This is a genomic window from Bradyrhizobium sp. AUGA SZCCT0158, from assembly GCF_018130065.1.
Classification (GTDB): domain Bacteria; phylum Pseudomonadota; class Alphaproteobacteria; order Rhizobiales; family Xanthobacteraceae; genus Bradyrhizobium.
The window spans coordinates 204,453-223,631 of record NZ_JAFCME010000008.1; the positions used below are offsets into that span (position 1 = coordinate 204,453).

A 19,179-nucleotide genomic window follows, 5' to 3' on the forward strand; every position below is an offset into this window, starting at 1 on the left:
ATGGGTAACAACTCGTTAAGCCTCGAACGGGTTTTGAACGAGAATAGTATCCTCGCGTTCCGGGCTGGTGGAAAGCAAGGCGATCGGACAGCCCACCAATTCCTCGACCCGGCGGACATATTTAATGGCCTGGGCCGGCAGATCCGCCCAGGAACGGGCATTGGCGGTCGGCTCCTTCCAGCCCTCGATGGTCTCGTAGATCGGCACCACCCGGGCCTGGGCGCCCTCGCCGGCCGGCAGATGGTCGATTTCCTTGCCGTCCAGCATGTAGCCGGTGCAGACCTCGATCGTGTCGAAGCCGTCGAGAATATCGAGCTTGGTCAAGGCGAGGCCGGTAATGCCGCAGGTTCTTGCGGCCTGCCTTACCAATACGGCGTCGAACCAGCCGCAACGCCGCGGCCGGCCGGTATTGGTGCCGAACTCGCGGCCCCGTTCGCCGATCTTGCGGCCGATGTCATTGTCCAGTTCGGTCGGGAACGGGCCCTGGCCGACCCTCGTCGTATAGGCCTTGCAGATGCCGAGCACATAGCCGACCGCGCTCGGCCCCAGGCCGCTGCCGGTCGCGGCCTGCGCCGCCACCGTGTTGGACGAGGTGACATAGGGGTAGGTGCCGTGATCGACGTCGAGCAGCGCGCCCTGCGCGCCCTCGAACAGGATGCGCTTGCCCTCACGGCGCTTGAGATCGAGCAGGCGCCACACCGTCTCGGCGTAGGGCAACAAATGCGGCGCCAGCGCGGTGAGGTCCTTCAGGATGACGCCGCCGTCGAACTCCTCCAGCCCGAGGCCGCGGCGCAGCGCGTTGTGGTGCGCCAGCAGGCGGTCGATCTTGTGCGGCAGGGCGTCGAGGTCGGCCAGGTCCATCAGACGGATGGCGCGGCGGCCGACCTTGTCCTCATAGGCCGGGCCGATGCCGCGGCGGGTGGTGCCGATCGCGGTGCCGGCGTTGGATGATTCGCGCAAGGCGTCGAGCTCGCGGTGCAGCGGCAGGATCAGCGTGACGTTCTCCGCGATACGGAGATTTTCCGGGCTGATGGCGACGCCCTGGCCCTTCAGCCGGGTGACCTCGTCGAGGAAGGCCTGCGGATCGAACACCACGCCGTTGCCGATGACGCCCAGCTTCGAGGGCCGCAGCACGCCCGACGGCAGCAGCGCCAGCTTGTACGTCTCGCCATTGATGACGAGCGTGTGGCCGGCATTGTGGCCGCCCTGGAAGCGCACGACGATGTCAGCCTGCTCCGACAACCAGTCGACGATCTTGCCCTTCCCCTCGTCACCCCATTGGGCGCCGACGACGACAACATTGGCCATTTCTAAGCGTTTCCCTGCGACTCACGTGGTTTCAGCATGACTTCCCCGGAAAACTACTGCCCACTTTCCGGATCATGCTCTCCGGCATGGTTCAGGTTGAACCACGCCGTCGAATATTTCTTTAGTTCGGGCATGATCTTCTCGGAAAACCGGTATCCACTTTTCCGGATCATACCCGTAGCTTGCCCAGCCCAAATCACGGCCTTAAGGCCGTTCGCATGCGAGGCAGCCCAACCGGATAAAGGAAGCAGCCCGTCTAGGCAAGCAAGAAGCAAGCTTTGGGGGTCGTCAAAAAGGAGGACAACCCTTTGATATCCCCCAAAAATTTGTGGCGGCGCGAAGGCGGCCGCATGAACGCGGAGTAATCTGGCAAATGTCTAAAACCACTCCTGCGACAAAGGCGCTGGAAAAGCTCGGCGTGAAGTTTGTGCTGCACAGCTATGTCTATGATTCCAACGCCGACAGCATCGGCCTGCAGGCGGCCGAGGCGCTCGGCGTCGCGCCCTCCCGCATGCTGAAGACGCTGATGGCCGAGGTCGACGGCAAGCCGGTCTGCGTGGTGGTGCCGTCGGACGGCGAAGTCAGCATGAAGAAGCTCGCCAGCGCGTTCGGCGGCAAGGCCGCGAAGATGATGCGCCCGGCGGATGCAGAGCGGCTCACCGGCTATCATGTCGGCGGCCTCGCCGTTCGGGCAGAAGAAGCGCGCCGGTCGCGATCGAGGCCGCCGCGCTCGGCCACGCGACCGTGTTCCTCAATGGCGGGCAGCGCGGATTGCAGGTCGAACTCGATCCTGATGACGCGATGCAGGCGCTCGGCGCGATCGCGCAGGCCCTGACGGTGTGAGAGTTCAAGACGCCGCGCGCAGTTTTGCTTCGGGGCTCGGCTGCGCGAAATCGCAGCGCTTTGCGACGACCAGGAACAACAGGACCAGCGGCACCATCGATGCCAGCAGCGCGGCGCTGGCGACCAGTGCTGCCGCCGGCGATCCCCAGGCGTCCTGCAGGCTTCCGGCGGCGGTGGGTCCGGCCGCCATCAGGACGTAGAAACAGGTATAGAACAGGCCGAAGCCCATCGACCGGTCGGCCGGCTCCAGCACCCTGGCAGGCATCGACAGGATCGCACCCGACATCGGACCGATCGCGACGCCAAAAATCAGGCATGCGATCGTCGAATGAAAATTCTCCACGAACAGCATCAGCGCACAGGCCGCGATCAGGCTGCAGGCAATAATCGCGGTGATCGGCCGGCCGGCGCGGTGCACGAGATAGCCGCCGGCCGGAATGGCGAGAATGGTGAACCAGATCGACAGGCTCGTCAGCGACGCCGCAACCGTCGGCGAAGATCCCTGCGCCACCATCAACAGCGGTGCGTAGCTGAAGAACAAAACGCAGGCGAGATTCATCGCGCCCCAGATAGCGCCCGATATCACCACCGGCATCAGCGCCGCACGCGGCAGCCGTCCGCGGCCGGCGGCCTCCGCCTGGGCCAACTGCGCCGCGCGCGGAATCATCGCAAACGCCAGCAGCACTGCCACCGAACAGATCGCGGCCGACAGCATCACCGCCTGCCAGCCGAGCGAATGGGCGATCCAGGTCTGGATCGGCAGCGCGATCATGGCGCCGAACGGCCAACTCATCTGCAGGAACGACATCGCCAGCACCATCTCGCGGGCGTCGAACCAGTCCGCCACCATCTTGGTCGCGACCAGACCCACGACCGTGCCCCCGACCCCGCCAACCGTGCGCGCCGCCAGCGCGAGGGCGAGATCGCCGGAATAACTCAATGCCAGGCCGGAAACCGCCATCAGCACCAGGCCCACGATCCCGAGCGTCTTTTCGCGGCCCCGGCTTCCGAGCAATCCGGCCGGGAACGCGACGAGGACGCCCGGCAGCATATAGGCGCCGAGCAGCATGCCGACTTCCGAATAGCCGATGCCGAGATCGGCCATCAGAAGATTGGCCGCCGACCCGATCGATTGAAACTGGAATCCGATGGCCGCGCGCGTCGCGAACAACACCGCAAGGATGATCCACCTGCGTCCGGGCATACGGATACTCCCGGTGTTCAATCGCTGCGTTCGCCGCTGAGCACGTTGGAGAACTCGGATAATTCGTCCTCGGAGACCTCGTGCAGCGAGAGGCGCAGCTGCATGATCGCAAGATCGACCAGATGGCCGGCAAAGGAGACGCCGCCCGAAACCAGCAAATTGCGCTGCTCTACCAGCACCGGAAGCACATTACGCAAACGACGCGCACTTAACTCATCCATAGCAATGCCCTTTGAGAGGTCGCTGCGACGTCGCGACCAGCCACTGGCCGGTGGTGGCGACGTCGGCGAAAAGTTCGATCGCCCTTGTGGCGAGCACATGCACGGCGGCGGCGTCGGTATTGGGCCGCGACCGGCTCACGGATGCATCGCTCAGGAAGGTGACGCTGTGCTCCCTGCGCGCAGCATCCATCGCCGTCGCAAGGCAGGTTTCCTCGGCGACGAGACCGGCAATGGCGAAGCTTCCGGCCTGCGAGACCACGCTTTCGAACAAATGATTGCTGTAGCAGGACGGTTGCTGGCGCTCGAACACCATGTCCGACCGCCGCGGCTCGAGACCGGAAATCCACGCCGACTGGCTCGAGCGTTCGAGTATGCCCGGGCCATCTCCCCGACCCTCGGCTTGCCGCGTGAACGCGATCGGTATGGCAAACTCGCGCGCATGCCGGATCGCGGCCAAGCAATTGTTCAGCGACCGCTGGATGTCTCGCGCGTTGTCCCTGGCCAATGCGGCGTAGTTTTTCTCCTGCAGGTCGACCATGATCAGCAGGCGGCCACGCGATGCGCCGACATAGGTTCGCAAATCAATGACCGAACTCATCGGACATCCGCCGCTTGGCAAATTCCCCGGCTGGTGGATTTTTCGAGGATGCCCGGTCTATCCCAGCGGCCTTCGGGACGAATCAGCACGTAGGGATCGTCGTTGAGGGTGATGCATTGCGGATGCTTCTCGGTCTCGAGTTTGACCTCGACATAGTCAAAGTCGGAAAACACGAACTTGCGGCCGGGCGAGCGCTTGAAGCCACGTTGCTGCCAGAAGCCGAGCAGCCGGGCCTGCGCATGCGCGTACAGCACGCGGTAGCCCTTCTTCCGGCACAGCTCGATGGCCGTGTCCACGATCTGGCCGGCCAGGCCGGCGTTGCGGCTTTCGTTGCGGACGGCCAGCCGTTCGAGCTTGGCGAAATCCGCAAAATAGCGGATCCGCATGCAGCCGACCGGCTCGCCATCCTTGTGGCAGATCAGATGGGTGGCGGAGAAATCATTGCCGTCGAATTCCTCTTCGAACGGGCAATGCTGTTCGCCCATGTAGACCGCTCCGCGGATCGCAATGACGCGCGCCATCTCGTCCATCGAGCGGACGACCTCGACGGTGACCGGCTCGGGCGGCATTGCCTTGACCCGCGGAAGATCCTTCGAGCGGTCGAACATCTGCAGATGCGGAACGAACAATTCCTCGTAACTTGCGCCCGGTTGGAAGCCGAGCGGCTCCAGCACCCGCAGGCCGCCCTTGGTGATGGGACGCGAATAGAGGTTGACGCCCTGGTAGAGCGGCGAGGAGATTTTCTGCAGCACCAGCGGGATCGCCGCCGCGAGCGTGCCCTTGGCATGGATCGCCCAGACATAGATGCCGGCCGGACGCTCCGATTGCCGCGCGACGTAGCACAGCTCGGGATCCTTGGTGTTGAGCCGGCCGTCGAGCAGCCGGCGCATGCCCTCATGGGTCAGCGGCAACACTGCAAGGAAGCCCTCGCCCTTGGGGTCGCCGATATCGAACCGGTCGCTTCGCGCGATGGCCCAGAAAATATCGGGGTTGTGGCGTGCCGCCGCCTGCAGGATTTCGTTCTTGGTTAATCCCGGTATGTCGGCGCGGGCCCTGTCAACCAGCGAGGCGATGCCGGCGGCCCCGACGGTGAAAATCACCGTGCGTCTGGCCACTTGAAGATTGGTCATTCTCTCGAGAGAATGGGCCGTAGACCGGCTGGCGGGAACCGAGCGGCTGGCGCGAGCGTGCTCCCGGGCGGATTTTCTGATCAGATCGATGTCGAGCGCGTTCATTGATCGTCTCTTGATTGTGTAAGGCTTGGTTTTCTGCCAAGAATAGAAATATCGATCCCTTAAATTAGAAGGCGATAAACGAGGCGATTTGTATGCACTCAGGTGAGCGCAGGGGCGCGCACAACGGCGCGCACATGCCAGGACGAATGGCGAACTGGGATCTGGTGCGGATTTTCCTGGCGGTCGCCCGAACCGGGAGCTTCCGCGCCGCGGCTGCGCAGCTGAACATGTCCGCCAATTTCCTCAGCAAGCGAATTTCAGTCCTGGAGAATGCCTACAAGACGCCCCTGATGACCCGCCACGTCGACGGCATCAGGCTGACGCCGGAAGGCGAGGCGGTTCTGGACGCCGCCAAACGGATGGAAGAGGCGTCCTTCGGGCTCGACCGCGCGCTAAGCCGGGCGACGCCGGCGCTCACCGGAGAGGTCCGGCTTGCCGTGACCGAAGGGCTCGGCACTTTCTGGCTGGCGCCCCGGCTGGTCGAATTCCAGCGGGTCTATTCCGGCCTCTTGGTCGATCTGAAATGCGAGATGCGATCGGCGGACGTGCTCCGGCTCGAAGCCGATGTCGCGGTGCAACTCGAGGAGCCCGCTAATCCCAACCTGAAGCGGGTCAAGATCGGCCGGCTTCACATCATGCCGTTCGTCAGTCCATCCTATGTCGAAATCTACGGCATGCCGACGGACCTGAAGGACCTGCAGCAAAACCATCGCATGGTGATTCAGGACGCAGAGCAGACCAAAGGCAGGGAGATGTACGAACGGCATGCCGCACGCGAACAGCTCGGCTTTGTCGCGATGCGCAACAACGTCTCGAGCGCGCATGTCTGGGCCGTTTCCAAGGGCGCCGGCATCGGCTGGTTGCCGACCTACATACCGGCGATCGCCGGGCCCTTGATTCCGCTCGATCTCGGCGTCCAGTTTCCACTCGATATCTGGCTCACCTACCATCCCGATGCGAAGCGGATTCCACGCGTCAAGCAATTGATCGACTGGACCATCCAGGCGTTCGACGGCCGCAAATATCCGTGGTTTCGCGATGAGTTTGTCCATCCCAATGATTTGCAGAAAACCTACAAGGGTGAGCCGCTGGTGAATCTGTTCGCGGGTTTCATGAAAGAATCACGGTCAAAGATTGGCTGAGCGAGGCACATGAGCAAGTCGACCGACGGGCAAATCGATCAACTGGTGAAGGCGCGATGGCTCGCGCTCGGGCTTTCGCAGAACGATCTTGCGGAAGTACTCGCTGGCCAGCCGACGCCGAAAGCCAACAACGGGTCGGGCCGCGTTAGCGTCGGCCGCCTGATGCAGGTGGCGGACGCGCTCGGCGTCTCCCACGATCTGTTCGAGGGCCTGTCGCCGTCGACCCGGCCGCAAAAGCCGCAATCCGGTAACGCCAGTGCCGATACGATGCAGGCGCTGCTCGAACTGCGCTTGCTGCGCGTGTTCCGCGAGCTGCAGGACAACAATACCAAGCGGATGCTGATCCAGCTCGCCGAACAGATCGTCAAGCGTCAGGCCGCAGGCCCCGACGAAGCGGGTTAACCGGAACGCCGCGCATCTCCCTCCGCGCATGGTCGCGATGCATCTGCCCCATTGATGAACCCGGCAAATCGGTGTCTGTGACACAGGCCGGGCGACCTTCTCCGGCCCGGCTTCCGTCGCCGGGCGGGCCGCGGCGTCATGAACCGGGCCTTGTCTTTGCGAATGTCTGCTTCCGAACCCAACGCGCCCGTGCAGCCCGCGACCTGGATCGCCAACCAGCCATATTTGTTGCTCAGCATCACCGCGCTCTGCTGGGCCGGCAACGCCATCGTCGGCCGCCTCGCCGCGGGGCATATCCCGCCGGTGACGCTGTCGTTCCTGCGCTGGTCGTTCGCGTTCCTCATCATTCTTCCCTTTGCCTGGAAACATCTGGTGCGCGACTGGGCCGCGATCCGCGGCCGCCTCGGCACCATGATCGTGCTCTCGATCACCGGCATCGGCGCCTTCAACACCCTTCAATATTGGGCGCTCGAACACACCCAGGCGCTGAACACGCTGCTGCTGCAGTCGGCGGCGCCGCTGATCGTCGCAGTGTGGTCGCTGGTCCTGTTCGGCGTGCGGCTGACACTGGCCCAGGCCGGCGGGGTTCTGCTGTCGCTGGCCGGCGTGCTGGTGATCCTGCTGCACGGCGATCTCACCACGCTCGAGAACATCGAGTTCAACAAAGGCGACCTCATCTTCACCGTGGCGCTGGCGATCTTCGGGCTTTATTCGGTGCTGTCGCTGAAACGCCCCGCCATCCATGGCCTGTCGTTCGTCGCCTTCACCTTCGGCGCAGGTGCTGCGTGCCTGATCCCGCTGTTCATCTGGGAACTGTTCGCGCGGCCCCTGATGCGGATCGACACCGCCAACCTGTTGACGCTGTTTTATGTGGCGCTGTTTCCCTCGACGCTGGCCTATCTGTGCTTCAATCGCGGGGTGCAGCTGATCGGCGCCAACCGCGCCGCGCCCTTCTTCCACGTGGTGCCGGTGTTCGGAACCGTGATGTCGATCGCCTTCCTCGGCGAGCACCCGCAGCCGTTCCATTTCCTGGGGTTCGCGCTGGTCCTGACCGGGGTGTTTGTCGCGTCGCGAAAGCAGCCCAGCTAGCTTTGGACAGCCCGGTTGCGGTGACTTGCAGCGGCAAATCCGCTATCTACTGGGCCTGCTTCGCAGGATTTCGCTGATGGCGCGCGCCAGCAATCTGATGATCGGGACCTTGACCCTGGCGTTGATCGCCGGGTCGCTCGGCTCGTTCCTTGGCTATCAGAAATTCGCCGGCAATAAGCAGAAGACGCCGTTCCGGGTGATCTTCGAGGGCTCCGCTTCCGGCCTGCGCCAGGGCGGCAGCGTGAATTTCGCCGGCGTGCGGGTCGGCGAAGTGGTGTCGATGAAATTGGATAATCCCCGCCGCGTCGTCGTGCTCACCATGATCGACGGCAACACCCCGGTACGCCGGGACACCCAGGTCGGCCTCGAATTCCAGGGCCTGACCGGCATCGCCGCGATCTCCTTTACCGGCGGCACGGTCGATCCGCCGCCACTCGGCGCCGACGGCATTCCCGAACTGACCGCGGATCCGGAGGGACTGCTGGACATGCAGGCACGAATCCGCGTGGCGCTGCGCAACGTCGACAAGATCATCGCCGACAATGAAGTCGCGGTGAAAGACACGTTGCGCAATTTCGAAACGTTCACGGCCTCGCTGTCCGGCAGTGGCGAGCGGATCAGCAACATCATCGGCACCGCCGACGACGGCATCAACGCGGTCGACGGAGCGCTGACCAAGACCCGGGATTTCCTCGGCGGGCTCGGGAGCGACAAATATGGCGGCGACCTGTTGCCGACCGTGATTTCGATGCGCGAACTGATCGTAAGCTTCGACAAGAAGTCCGACACGGCGCTGAAAGAAGCCCGGAAAATGCTGATCGATCTCAGCCAGTCCATCAACAACAGCAAGTTTGCTGCGCCCCCCGCCAGACGCTAAAGGGCTCTCTGTTTGAGCATGATCTTTTTCGGAAAACCGCTTCGCACTTTTCCGGATCATGCTGTAGCGTCTTGCCCCGATAATAACCAAGAACAGGGACTGCTCCGCCGTGCTCGATAAATCCGCTGGCCTGACCGCTCCGCCTGCAACAGTGACCCGGGCCACGAGCGCGGTTCCACGTCACTTGAAACGCTATCTCTCGCTCGACGATTTCGAAGCCACCGCGCGGCGGCGGATTCCGAAATTCCTCTACGGCTATATCGCCGGCGGCGCCGAGACCGACGCCGCGGTCCGCGACAACCGCACGGCCTTTGACGAATACGGTTTCGTGCCGCGCGTGCTCAACGACGTCTCCGGCCGCGACCAGACCACGACGCTGTTCGGCAAGACCTACGCCTCGCCGTTCGGCATTCCGCCGATGGGCTCCTCGGCGCTATGCGCCTATCGCGGCGACATCGTGCTGACGCGGGCGGCGGCCGCCGAAAACGTGCCGATGATTCTCTCCGCCTCCTCGCTGATCACGCTGGAGGACGTGCGCCGGGAAAATCCGGCCGCCTGGTACCAGGCCTATCTGGCGGGCCTGCCCGCCCGTATCGAGCCCTTGGTCGACCGGGTCGCCGCGGCAGGCTACGACACATTCGTCGTCACCGCCGACGTGCCGGTGCCGCCCAACCGCGAGAACAACATCCGCAACGGCTTTCAGGTGCCGCTGGCGATCACGCCACGCGTCGCCTGGGATACGGTGACCCATCCACACTGGCTGTTCGGCACCTGGCTGCGCACCGTGAAGAACCACGGCATGCCGCATTTCGAGAACATGGACGCGCAGCGCGGCCCGCCGGTGTTGGCCAAGAATCTGATGCGCAACATCGGCGCCCGCGACCAGCTCGCCTGGAAGCATGTCGAACTGATCCGCAAGCGCTGGAAGGGCAAGCTCGTCGTCAAGGGACTGGTCTCGCCCACCGACGCCCGGATCGCGCGCGAGAGCGGCGTCGATGGCGTGATGCTCTCCAACCATGGCGGCCGCCAGCTCGACTACACGATGTCGGGCCTGCGCACGCTGCCGGAGATTGCGGCCGAGGCGAAAGGCATGACCGTCATGGTCGACGGCGGCATCCGCCGCGGCACCGACGTGATCAAGGCCTTGGCGCTCGGCGCCCATTTCGTCTGGGTCGGCCGTCCCTTCCTCTATGCTGCGATCGCCGGCGGCGAGGCCGGCGTGCAGCGCGCCATCAGCCTGCTCCATGCCGAGATCGACCGCGACCTCGCGCTGCTGGGTATCCGCAGCATCAGCGAGATCACACCGGATCTGGTACGAAAGTTCTAGGGCCGGGGGCGCTCGGCGGCCCGCAGCGCATTGCAGGCATGGACGGCTCGCGCCGGCGGGTCAGGGGGCCCTATTGTATTGCCCAACCCTGTGCAGGCTGGGTATCCTCGGCCCCCTCAAAGGCGAGGGGAGAAGGCCGATGACCGCTTTCAATACGGTGCGTTTCCGAGTGAAACCAGGACGCGATCAGGAGTTTCTGGATGCCCACAAGAACGTTGAAGCGACGTGGCCGGGCCTGACGCACGCCAACATCATCAAGACCGGCGACCGCTCCTACTGCATTATCGCCGAGTGGAAAGACATGGACGCGTGCGTCGCGGCGCGGCCGAACATGATCGCGACCCTCAATTCTTTTCGCGATACGCTCGAAGACCTCGGCGGCGGCCTCGGCGTCACCGATCCGGCGGCGGGTGAGGTCGTCCTGGCGCTGAAATAGTTCGTGTCGGTCTTCTTCGGCATCCGCAGAACGTCCCATTGACGGTTCTGAACAACTCGGAAACCCTGCCCGCGCTTTTCGGGATTGACTTCAGACGCCCGTTTCGAGCACGGCTGACGGGGCATTTCCGGCCAGGGACGGTTGGCTGAAGTGGTACGACCATTGCTTCCGGGCAGTCTGCGCGTGAGGGGAAAGAACACACGATGATCCGCCTGTTTCTCGATCGGCTCTATTTGTTCTCCGGCTATCTCGCCGGACTTTTCCTGATTGTGATTTTGGTGCTGATGATGCTGCTTTCGGCCGGCCGGCCGCTCGGCATCAACATTCCGGCGGGCGACGATTTCATCTCCTGGTGCATGGCGGCCACCGCCTTCCTCGGGCTCGCCCATACGTTCAAGCACGGCGAAATGATCCGTGTCGGTCTTTTGATCGACCGCCTCAGCGACGCCGTCCGCCACTATGTGGAGATCGCCGCGCTTCTGGTCGGCACCGGCTTCATCGGCTTTTTCGCCTGGCACGCCTCGGTCATGACCTGGCAGTCCTGGAAGTTTTTCGACATTTCGCAAGGCGTCATCGCGGTGCCGCTGTGGATCCCGCAGCTCGGCTACAGCGGCGGCCTCGTAATTCTCTTCATCGCCTTTGTCGATGAGCTGATCCACGTGCTGCGCGGTTTTCCGCCGCGCTACGAATTGCCGAAACCAAAGAGCGCCGAGGAAATCGTCGAGCGCGCCATGCAGAGCGGGGTCTGACATGGAGCTGCTCTCGATCGCCGCCATCCTGCTGGGATTTCTTGCGCTGCTGCTCGGTGCCGGCGTCTGGATCGGCGTCGCCTTGATGGCGACGGGATGGGCCGGCATGCAATTCGCCGGCGGCGCCATTCCGGCGGGCAGCGTGCTGGCGACGACGGTGTGGGGCAACAGTGCGTCGTGGTCGCTCGCAGCCTTGCCGCTCTTCATCTGGATGGGCGAAATTCTGTTTCGCACGCGGCTCTCGGAAGAAATGTTTCGCGGATTTGCGCCGTGGCTGAACTGGCTGCCGGGCCGGCTTATGCACGTCAACGTGCTCGCCTGCGGCGTGTTCGGCTCGGTGTCGGGATCGTCGGCCGCGACCTGCGCCACGGTGGCCAAGATCGCCCTGCCCGAACTGAAGAAGCGCGGCTATGACGAAGGCCTGAGCCTCGGCTCGCTGGCCGGCGCCGGCACGCTCGGCATTCTGATCCCGCCGTCGATCACCATGGTGGTCTACGCCGTGCAGGCCAACGTCTCCATCATTCAGGTCTTCCTCGCGGGCTTTCTGCCGGGCTTGCTGGTGATGGCGCTTTACTCCGGCTACATCGCCGTCTGGTCGCTTGCCAATCCGAAGCGCACGCCGCCGGCCGACCCGCCGATGAGCTTTCGCAAACGCGTCTCGGAATCGCTCAATCTGCTCCCTTGTCTGCTGCTGATCGCTTTCGTCTTTCTGTCGTTGCTGATGGGCTGGGCGACGGCGACGGAATGCGCGGCCTGGGGCGTTTTGGGATCGCTCGCGATCGCATGGTGGCAAGGCGCGCTGACCTGGCAGGCGTTCTGGGCCAGCGTCATGGGCGCAACGCGGGTCAATTGCATGATCCTGCTGATCCTGGCGGGCGCATCCTACATGGGCACGTCGATGGCCTATACCGGCATCCCGCTGGCGCTCGCGAACTGGGTGAACGGTCTTCACCTCAGCCCCTATGCGCTGATCGCGGCGCTCACCGTCATGTACATCGTACTCGGCACGGCCCTCGACGGCATTTCCATGATCGTGCTAACCACGGCCATCGTCATTCCGATGGTGAAGCAGGCCGGATTCGATCTCGTCTGGTTCGGTATTTTCCTGGTGCTGGTGGTGGAAATGGCTGAAGTCTCTCCGCCCGTCGGCTTCAACCTGTTCGTGTTGCAGACTATGAGCGGCAAGGATTCCAACACCGTCGCCAAGGCGGCCCTGCCGTTCTTCTTTTTGCTCGTTCTGGCGGTTGCCATCATCACGGTGTTTCCTGATATCGTGATGCTGCTGCCGCGGATAGCGTTCCCTGGCTAGAGAAAGGTATTGTCATGTTGAGGCTTGTTAAAACGTGCGCAATGGCTGCCGGCGTCGCGGCGCTTGCGATTTCCGCAACTGTCGCCCCCGCGACTGCGCAGACAAAATGGAATCTTCCGGCGGCCTATCCGGCTGATAATCCGCATTCGGTCAATCTGATCGCGTTTGCCAAGGACGTCGGCGATGCCACCGGCGGCAAGCTGCAGATCACCGTGCATGCGGCGGCGTCGCTGTTCAAGGCCCCTGAAATCAAGCGCGCGGTCGCAACCGGTCAGGCGCAGGCGGGCGAGGTTCTGATCTCGCTGCATGAGAACGAGGACCCGCTGTTCGGCGTCGATGTTATTCCGTTCCTGGCGACGAGCTATCCGGCGGCCAAGAAATTGTGGATCGCGTCAAAGCCCGCCGTCGAAAAGAAGCTCGCATCGCAGGGGCTGATGCTGCTGTTCGCAGTGCCGTGGGGTCCGCAGGGCATCTATGCCAAGAAGGACCTCAACACCATCGACGATATGAAAGGCCTGAAGTGGCGCGCCTATAACGTCGGCACCTCGCGCATCGCCGAACTGGTCGGCGCGCAGCCCATCACCATCCAGGCGGCGGAATTGCCGCAGGCGCTGGCGACCGGCGTCGTCAACGCGTTCATGACCTCGGGCTCGACCGGCTACGACAGCAAGGCCTGGGAAACCATGACGCACTTCTACGACACGCAGGCCTGGATTCCGAAGAACGTCACCTTCGTGAACAAGGCGGCTTTCGACGCGCTCGACAAGCCGACGCAGGAAGCGATCCTCAAGGCGGCCGTTGTCGCCGAGGAACGCGGCTGGAAGCTCGCGGAAGAAAAGGCGAAGTGGTATCTCGATCAACTCAAAGCCAACAAGATGCAGGTGTTGCCGCCGCCTGCCGCGCTGAAGTCCGGGCTCGAGAAAATCGGCGAGCAGTTGACGGCCGACTGGTCGAAGAAGGCCGGCGCTGACGGTGAAGCCGTGGTCGCCGCGTATAAGAAGTAGGACGAATAGCGCTTCATAGCGAACGCCGTCATGCCCGGCCGTAGCAGTCTGCTTTGCGCAGACTGCGCAAACTTGTCTGCGATGCCGGAGCAAGAAAGACGTGGATGGCCGGGACAAGCCCGGCCATGACGACAGACGCCCATGACTTGCTCCCGGCCGGTTCAGACCAATCAGAACATTAGCATTGCAGCCATAGTAGCATTGCAGACTCGGGACTTGTCGCGCGGCGAAAATCCGGCACAACTCCCGCGAGACGATGACCAGCCCCGCGCCACTGCCGCCCGCCCGCGATCCGGTCGGCTGGCTCAACAACCAGCCTTACGTCCTGCTGACCCTGACTTCGCTGTTCTGGGCCGGTAACATCGTGCTGGCCCGGCATGTCGGCGACCACGTGCCGCCGATCACGCTGACCACAATCCGCTGGTTCGGCGTCTTCCTGATCCTGCTGCCGTTCGCCTGGCCGCATCTCAAGCGCGACTGGCCGACGCTGCGCGCCCATCTGCCGCTGATGCTGTTCCTCTCGCTGATCGGCTTTGCCTACAACAACGCGATCTCCTTCTGGGCGATGCAATACACCCAGGCGCTGAACGCGCTGCTGATCCAGTCATCCGGCCCGCTGTTCGTGGCGATGTGGTCGCTGGTCCTGTTCGGCGTGCGGCTGACCGGCGCGCAGCTGGCCGGCATTGCCCTTTCGCTGATCGGCGTCCTGACCATCATCCTGCGCGGCGATTTCTCGGCGCTCGCCAGCATCAGCTTCAACAAGGGCGACGTGATGTTCGGCTCCTCGCTGGTGTCGTTCGGGCTTTACTCGGCGCTGATGCTGCGCCGCCCGGTGACGCATCAATTGTCGCTGATCTCCTTCACTACCTGTTGCGGCGCGCTGATGCTGGTGCCGTTCTCGGTCTGGGAGTTTTCGACCGGTGCCGTGCTGAAGTTCGATTTCCTGACGCTGGCTACATTGGCCTATGTCCTGATCTTTCCCTCGACGCTGGCCTACACGTTCTTCAACCGCGGCCTGGCGCTGATCGGACCGAACCGCGCCGCGCCGTTTTTCCATCTGGTGCCGGTGTTCGGCTCGGCGATGGCGATCCTGCTGCTCGGCGAGCAATTGCGGCTGTTTCACCTGGTCGGCTATGCGCTGGTGCTGGCCGGCGTCGTGATCGCGTCGCGGCGGGCCTCGGCGAGGCCATGAATTCCGTGTCCCGGACGTGCTGCCAGCAGCCGGGGAACGCAATCGATATGCGGCGCTGTACCGCTTCCGCTTTCCCTCCGGGCAGGCTAGCTTGCCCGCCAACCCCCTCAAAAAACCAAACGGGAGAAACGACCCTATGATCGCGTCCTTGAAACGATACCGGCGCATGGCGGCGGCAACATCCTTGCTGTTCGCGCTGGCATCGACGGCGTCCGCGCAGGCTCCGTATCCGAACCGCAACATCACGCTGGTGCTGCCATTCGCTGCCGGCAGCGGCACCGACACCACGACGCGGATCATCTCCAAGGAACTCGGCACCGCGCTCGGCGTGGGCATGGTGATCGAGAACAAGGCGGGCGCCAATGGCTCGATCGCGGCGAGCTATGTCGCGCGTTCGGCGCCGGACGGCTACACGCTGTTCGTGACGACCAACACCACGCATTCGGCCAATCCGTATCTGCTCAAGACCATGAACTACGATCCGATCAAGGATTTCACGCCGATCGCGCGGACCGGCGACCTGCCCTTCATGCTGGTGATCCACCCCGACATTCCCGCCAATTCGGTCGCCGAGCTGATCGCGCTGGCGAAGAAGGAGCCGGGCAAATACTCCTACGCCAGCGGCAGTTCGTCGGCGATCGTCTCCGGCGCGACCTTTGCCCGCCTCGCCGGCATCGACCTGCTGCACGTCCCCTACAAGAGTTCGCCGCCGGCGCTGACCGACGTGATCGCCGGCCGCGTCTCGATGATGTTCATCGACGTCCTGACCGGATTACCGCACGTCAACGGCAAGGCGCTCAAGTCGCTGGCCGTCACCACCAAAAAGCCCTCCGCCCTGCTGCCGCATCTGCCCACCATGGACTCCACGGTGAAGGGTTTCGACATCAGCTCATGGCAGGGCTATTTCGGCCCGGCCAATATGCCGAAGGACATGGTCACCAGGCTGAACGCGGAAATCCGCAAGATCGTCGAGCGGCCGGACACCAAGAGCCAGCTCGCCGAGCGCGGCATGGAGGCCTTCTCGAGCACGCCGGAAGAGTTCGACGCGTTCCTGAAGGAGCAGCTGGTGCTGTGGGAAAAGCTGATCGCGGATGCTGGGATCGAGAAGCAGTAGAGGGTAGTGCGTAGGGTGGGTTAACCACCGGGTCGCGCGAATGCGCGCCCGATGATAAACTCCGCGTAACCCACCATCTTTGTCTTCACATCGGCGGTGGGTTACGGCTTCGCCTAACCCACCCTACGACCCGCGTCTTACGCCGCCCGCACCTTGACGAGGAATTCGTCGACCGCGTTGCGCAGCATACCGGACTGATTGTCGAGCTCGCGCGCGTTCGAGAGCACGTCGGACGCCGCCTTGCCGGTGGCTGCCGCCGCCGTGGTGACGCCGCCGATATGGGCGCTGATCTCGCTCGATCCCGCCGCCACCGACTGGATGTTGCGCGCGATCTCGCGCGTCGCGTCGCCCTGCTGTTCGATCGACGTCGAGATGCTCACGGTGATCTCGCTCATTTGCGCGATGGTTTCGGTGATGCCGCCGATCGAGGAGACCGCCTCGCTGGTGGAAGCCTGCATTGCCGCGACCTGGGCCGAGATTTCCTCGGTCGCCTTCGCGGTCTGGTTGGCCAAAGCCTTCACTTCGGAGGCGACGACCGCAAAGCCGCGGCCGGATTCGCCGGCACGCGCCGCTTCGATCGTCGCATTGAGCGCCAACAGATTGGTCTGAGCGGCGATCGAGTGAATCAGTTTGACGACCTCGCCGATCTTCTCTGCACCGGTGGAGAGCGCCTGGACGGTGGAGTTGGTGCGCTCGGCATCGCCCACCGCCTTGCTGGCGATTTCGCTCGAGCGCGCCACCTGGCGGGAGATCTCGGCCACCGAGCTCGACAGCTCTTCGGCTGCGGCTGCGACCGTGCCGACATTGTTCGACGAGCTTTCCGATGCCGCGCCAACCGTGGCGGCGCGCGCGCTAGCGTCGCTGGCGGTCGCCGTCATCGATTGCGCCGTGGTCTGCATGCCGGCGGCGGCCGTCGACACCGAGCGGACGATGCCGTTGACGCTGCGCTCGAAATCGCTGGCGATGTTCTCCATCGCGGTCCGCCGTTCGGCTGCCGCACGCGCCTGCGTCGCCGCTTCGGCCTGTTCGAGGCCGCGGATCCGCACCGCATTGTCCTTGAAGATCTGCACGGTTGCCGCCATCGCGCCGACCTCATCGCCGCGCCCGAGACCGGGAATTTCACCGTCGATCTTGCCATCGGCCAGCGCCTGCATGCGGGCGCCGAGTTCGCCGAGCGGCTTTGAGATGCTGCGGCCGATCATCCAGGCGATGCTGCCCGCGATCACGGCGATGCCGAGAATGGCAAGCCCCAGCAGCCACGCGATCGGCTTCATCTTGGCGTCGAGATCGTCCAGATAGGCGCCGGTGCCGACGAACATGTTCCAGCCGGGGATTCCGACCGCGTAGGAAACCTTGCGGATCAATGTCTCCTGGCCGGGTTTCATGTATTCGTAGGGCAAGGTCACTTCGCCCTTGGCCGCGACGCCATCGCGCAACTCGCGCGCGAGTTTTCTGCCGTTGGTCTCGACGTCGAGGCGGTTCTGACCGATCTGCTTGGGATCCGGCGTCACCACCGCGACGCCATCCATCGTATAGGCGAACACGTAACCTGAGCCCTTGTCGAAGGTCAGCGTAACGCCGCGGCGGCCGAATTCGGCGATCGCCGCTTCCTTGGTGAGCTGGCCCGCTTCAACCTGCTTTTGCAGCCCCAGCGCCATGTTGCGCGCCATTTCGACGATCGCCCTGGTCTGGTCGATGCGCGCGTTCAGCATCTCGCGCTGCATCAGGTGGCCCGCGAGCACGCCGGCCGCGCACAGGCCGAGCAGCGTCACCCCCACCAAGATACCGAGCTTGGGGGTGATCTTCAGATTTGACAGCTTCACAGGGGAATCTCCGGGGAATGCACGCGGGACGCGATTGGCGAATTGATTCGCCGCACGTTATCGTGCGAGCCTTTAGCGCTTTGTTACGATGCCGCTCCGTAGAAGCCCGGACATGCAAAAAGCATTGGTCTCTATGCTGCGGGATTGTGCGAGAAGCTGATCAGGACGTTTATAATTCGGGGGCCGCGGCACGCCGCCGCAGCCATAATCAACACCGACGAGTCAAATCGGGAGCAGGAAATGCCGAAATTCAGGATATTGACGCCGAAAGGCGCGAGTTTCACGGTCGCCGGCGGCGGCTACGACTATGAAATGGAGGCGCTCGAGCCGATCGGAGCCGAGATCATCGAGGCGCCGGCCAACGAGGCGGAATTCATCGCCGCCGCCCGCACTGCCGATGCCATCTACGCCAAGGGCATGCGGATCTCGAAAACGGTCATCGACGCGCTCGATAATTGCAAGGTCATCACGCTCGGCAGCGTCGGGGTCGACAGCGTCGACGTCAAAGCCGCTACCGCCCGCGGCATCCCCGTCACCAACATCCCCGACACCTTCATCGAGGAGGTCGCCGACCACGCCATGATGCTGCTGCTCTCGGGCTTCCGCCGCCTGGTCGAGCAGGACAAGATGGTCCGCACCGGCCGCTGGTCCGAGGGCCGGCCACAGCTCTTGAAGATTCCGCGGCTGATGGGGCAGACGCTCGGCTTCATCTCGTTCGGCCGGGTGGCACGCGCGGTCGCCAAGCGCGCAGCCCCGTTCGGCCTGCGGATGATCGCCTATGACCCCTTCATCCAGGAAACCCTGATTTCCGACCATGGCGTGCTCCCGGCGACCCTGTCGGAGGTGCTGTCGCAGTCGGATTTCCTCTCGATGCACGCCCCGGCGCGGCCGGAGGTGCATCACATGCTCGGCGAGAAGCACTTCAAGCAGATGAAGAAGAGCGCAATCTTCATCAATACCGGCCGCGGCGCCACCGTGGACGAGGAAGCGCTGATCAAGGCGCTGCAGGAGGGCTGGATCGCGCACGCCGCCCTCGACGTGCTGGAAACCGAACCGCCGTCGCACAACAACCCGATGCTCTCGATGGAAAACGTCACGCTGACAGCGCATGTCGCCTCGGCATCGGCACGTTTCGACGAAGCGCGCAAGCGCCGTGTGGGCTACGAATTGTCACTGGTATTGTCCGGTATGTGGCCGGTAAGCTGCGTCAATCCGTCGGTGCTGCAAAACACCTCGCTTCGTCGCTGGCAACCTGTCAGCATGGATCGCGGTCCCAACAGCTAGGACGGCCGAACGCGTTGTCGGG

18 protein-coding genes and 1 pseudogene are annotated in these 19,179 nt (G+C 63.6%); 13 read left to right on the top strand and 6 right to left on the bottom strand.

The window, feature by feature from the left end:
• Positions 1 to 15: 15 nt before the first annotated feature.
• Positions 16 to 1,308 (bottom strand): adenylosuccinate synthase, encoded by a 1,293-nt coding sequence (locus JQ574_RS14090; protein ID WP_212207270.1) that lies wholly within the window; start codon positions 1,306 to 1,308, stop codon positions 16 to 18.
• Positions 1,309 to 1,681: 373 nt separating this feature from the next.
• Between JQ574_RS14090 and ybaK the strand changes: the two are divergent.
• Positions 1,682 to 2,151 (top strand): annotated as a pseudogene (gene ybaK / locus JQ574_RS14095) (Cys-tRNA(Pro) deacylase).
• Between the two features lie 4 nt (positions 2,152 to 2,155).
• On the opposite strand, the gene JQ574_RS14100 reads toward ybaK, so the two are convergent.
• From JQ574_RS14100 to JQ574_RS35090, 4 genes are read right to left on the bottom strand one after another with little or no spacing between them, the layout of a single operon-like run.
• Complete coding sequence (locus JQ574_RS14100; RefSeq protein WP_212207268.1) at positions 2,156 to 3,355, bottom strand: MFS transporter; 1,200 nt, start codon at positions 3,353 to 3,355, stop codon at positions 2,156 to 2,158.
• Between the two features lie 17 nt (positions 3,356 to 3,372).
• Positions 3,373 to 3,552: a hypothetical protein gene (locus JQ574_RS14105; protein WP_212207267.1), complete on the bottom strand. Its 180-nt coding sequence runs from the start codon at positions 3,550 to 3,552 to the stop codon at positions 3,373 to 3,375.
• A gap of 16 nt (positions 3,553 to 3,568) precedes the next feature.
• Entirely contained in the window at positions 3,569 to 4,174 is a 606-nt protein-coding gene (locus JQ574_RS14110) for an isochorismatase family protein (RefSeq protein WP_212207266.1), read from the bottom strand.
• Positions 4,171 to 5,304, bottom strand: coding sequence for a GNAT family N-acetyltransferase (locus tag JQ574_RS35090; protein WP_249119325.1), 1,134 nt, complete (start codon positions 5,302 to 5,304; stop codon positions 4,171 to 4,173). Before JQ574_RS35090 ends, JQ574_RS14110 begins: the two co-directional genes overlap by 4 nt.
• A 239-nt stretch (positions 5,305 to 5,543) precedes the next feature.
• Between JQ574_RS35090 and JQ574_RS14120 the strand changes: the two genes are divergently transcribed.
• From JQ574_RS14120 to JQ574_RS14170, 11 genes are all read left to right on the top strand, one after another.
• A complete protein-coding gene (locus JQ574_RS14120) occupies positions 5,544 to 6,551 on the top strand; it encodes a LysR family transcriptional regulator (RefSeq protein ID WP_249119326.1) in 1,008 nt (335 codons plus the stop codon).
• Between the two features lie 9 nt (positions 6,552 to 6,560).
• Positions 6,561 to 6,953, top strand: a complete 393-nt coding sequence (locus JQ574_RS14125; RefSeq protein WP_212207264.1) for a helix-turn-helix transcriptional regulator — start codon at positions 6,561 to 6,563, stop codon at positions 6,951 to 6,953.
• 162 nt (positions 6,954 to 7,115) lie between these two features.
• Entirely contained in the window at positions 7,116 to 8,042 is a 927-nt protein-coding gene (locus JQ574_RS14130) for a DMT family transporter (protein WP_212207263.1), read from the top strand.
• Positions 8,043 to 8,118: 76 nt separating this feature from the next.
• Positions 8,119 to 8,919, top strand: coding sequence for an MlaD family protein (locus JQ574_RS14135; RefSeq protein ID WP_212273894.1), 801 nt, complete (start codon positions 8,119 to 8,121; stop codon positions 8,917 to 8,919).
• A 184-nt stretch (positions 8,920 to 9,103) separates the two neighbouring features.
• Positions 9,104 to 10,246, top strand: coding sequence for an alpha-hydroxy acid oxidase (locus JQ574_RS14140; RefSeq protein WP_249119327.1), 1,143 nt, complete (start codon positions 9,104 to 9,106; stop codon positions 10,244 to 10,246).
• A gap of 139 nt (positions 10,247 to 10,385) precedes the next feature.
• Entirely contained in the window at positions 10,386 to 10,682 is a 297-nt protein-coding gene (locus tag JQ574_RS14145) for an antibiotic biosynthesis monooxygenase (protein ID WP_192737587.1), read from the top strand.
• Positions 10,683 to 10,885: 203 nt separating this feature from the next.
• The gene (locus JQ574_RS14150; protein ID WP_212207261.1) at positions 10,886 to 11,431 is read left to right on the top strand and encodes a TRAP transporter small permease; all 546 of its coding nucleotides are present in this window, start codon (positions 10,886 to 10,888) and stop codon (positions 11,429 to 11,431) included.
• Between the two features lies 1 nt (position 11,432).
• Complete coding sequence (locus JQ574_RS14155) at positions 11,433 to 12,740, top strand: TRAP transporter large permease (protein ID WP_212207260.1); 1,308 nt, start codon at positions 11,433 to 11,435, stop codon at positions 12,738 to 12,740.
• A 41-nt stretch (positions 12,741 to 12,781) separates the two neighbouring features.
• Positions 12,782 to 13,744: a TRAP transporter substrate-binding protein gene (locus JQ574_RS14160; protein ID WP_249119328.1), complete on the top strand. Its 963-nt coding sequence runs from the start codon at positions 12,782 to 12,784 to the stop codon at positions 13,742 to 13,744.
• A gap of 256 nt (positions 13,745 to 14,000) precedes the next feature.
• Complete coding sequence (locus JQ574_RS14165; protein WP_212207258.1) at positions 14,001 to 14,936, top strand: DMT family transporter; 936 nt, start codon at positions 14,001 to 14,003, stop codon at positions 14,934 to 14,936.
• A gap of 136 nt (positions 14,937 to 15,072) precedes the next feature.
• Positions 15,073 to 16,050, top strand: a complete 978-nt coding sequence (locus JQ574_RS14170; RefSeq protein ID WP_212207257.1) for a tripartite tricarboxylate transporter substrate binding protein — start codon at positions 15,073 to 15,075, stop codon at positions 16,048 to 16,050.
• Between the two features lie 137 nt (positions 16,051 to 16,187).
• Here JQ574_RS14170 and JQ574_RS14175 read toward each other — a convergent pair whose 3' ends face one another.
• The gene (locus JQ574_RS14175; RefSeq protein ID WP_212207256.1) at positions 16,188 to 17,873 is read right to left on the bottom strand and encodes a methyl-accepting chemotaxis protein; all 1,686 of its coding nucleotides are present in this window, start codon (positions 17,871 to 17,873) and stop codon (positions 16,188 to 16,190) included.
• A gap of 240 nt (positions 17,874 to 18,113) precedes the next feature.
• On the opposite strand from JQ574_RS14175, the gene JQ574_RS14180 reads away from it, so the two are divergent.
• Complete coding sequence (locus JQ574_RS14180) at positions 18,114 to 19,157, top strand: C-terminal binding protein (RefSeq protein WP_212207255.1); 1,044 nt, start codon at positions 18,114 to 18,116, stop codon at positions 19,155 to 19,157.
• Positions 19,158 to 19,179: the final 22 nt, after the last annotated feature.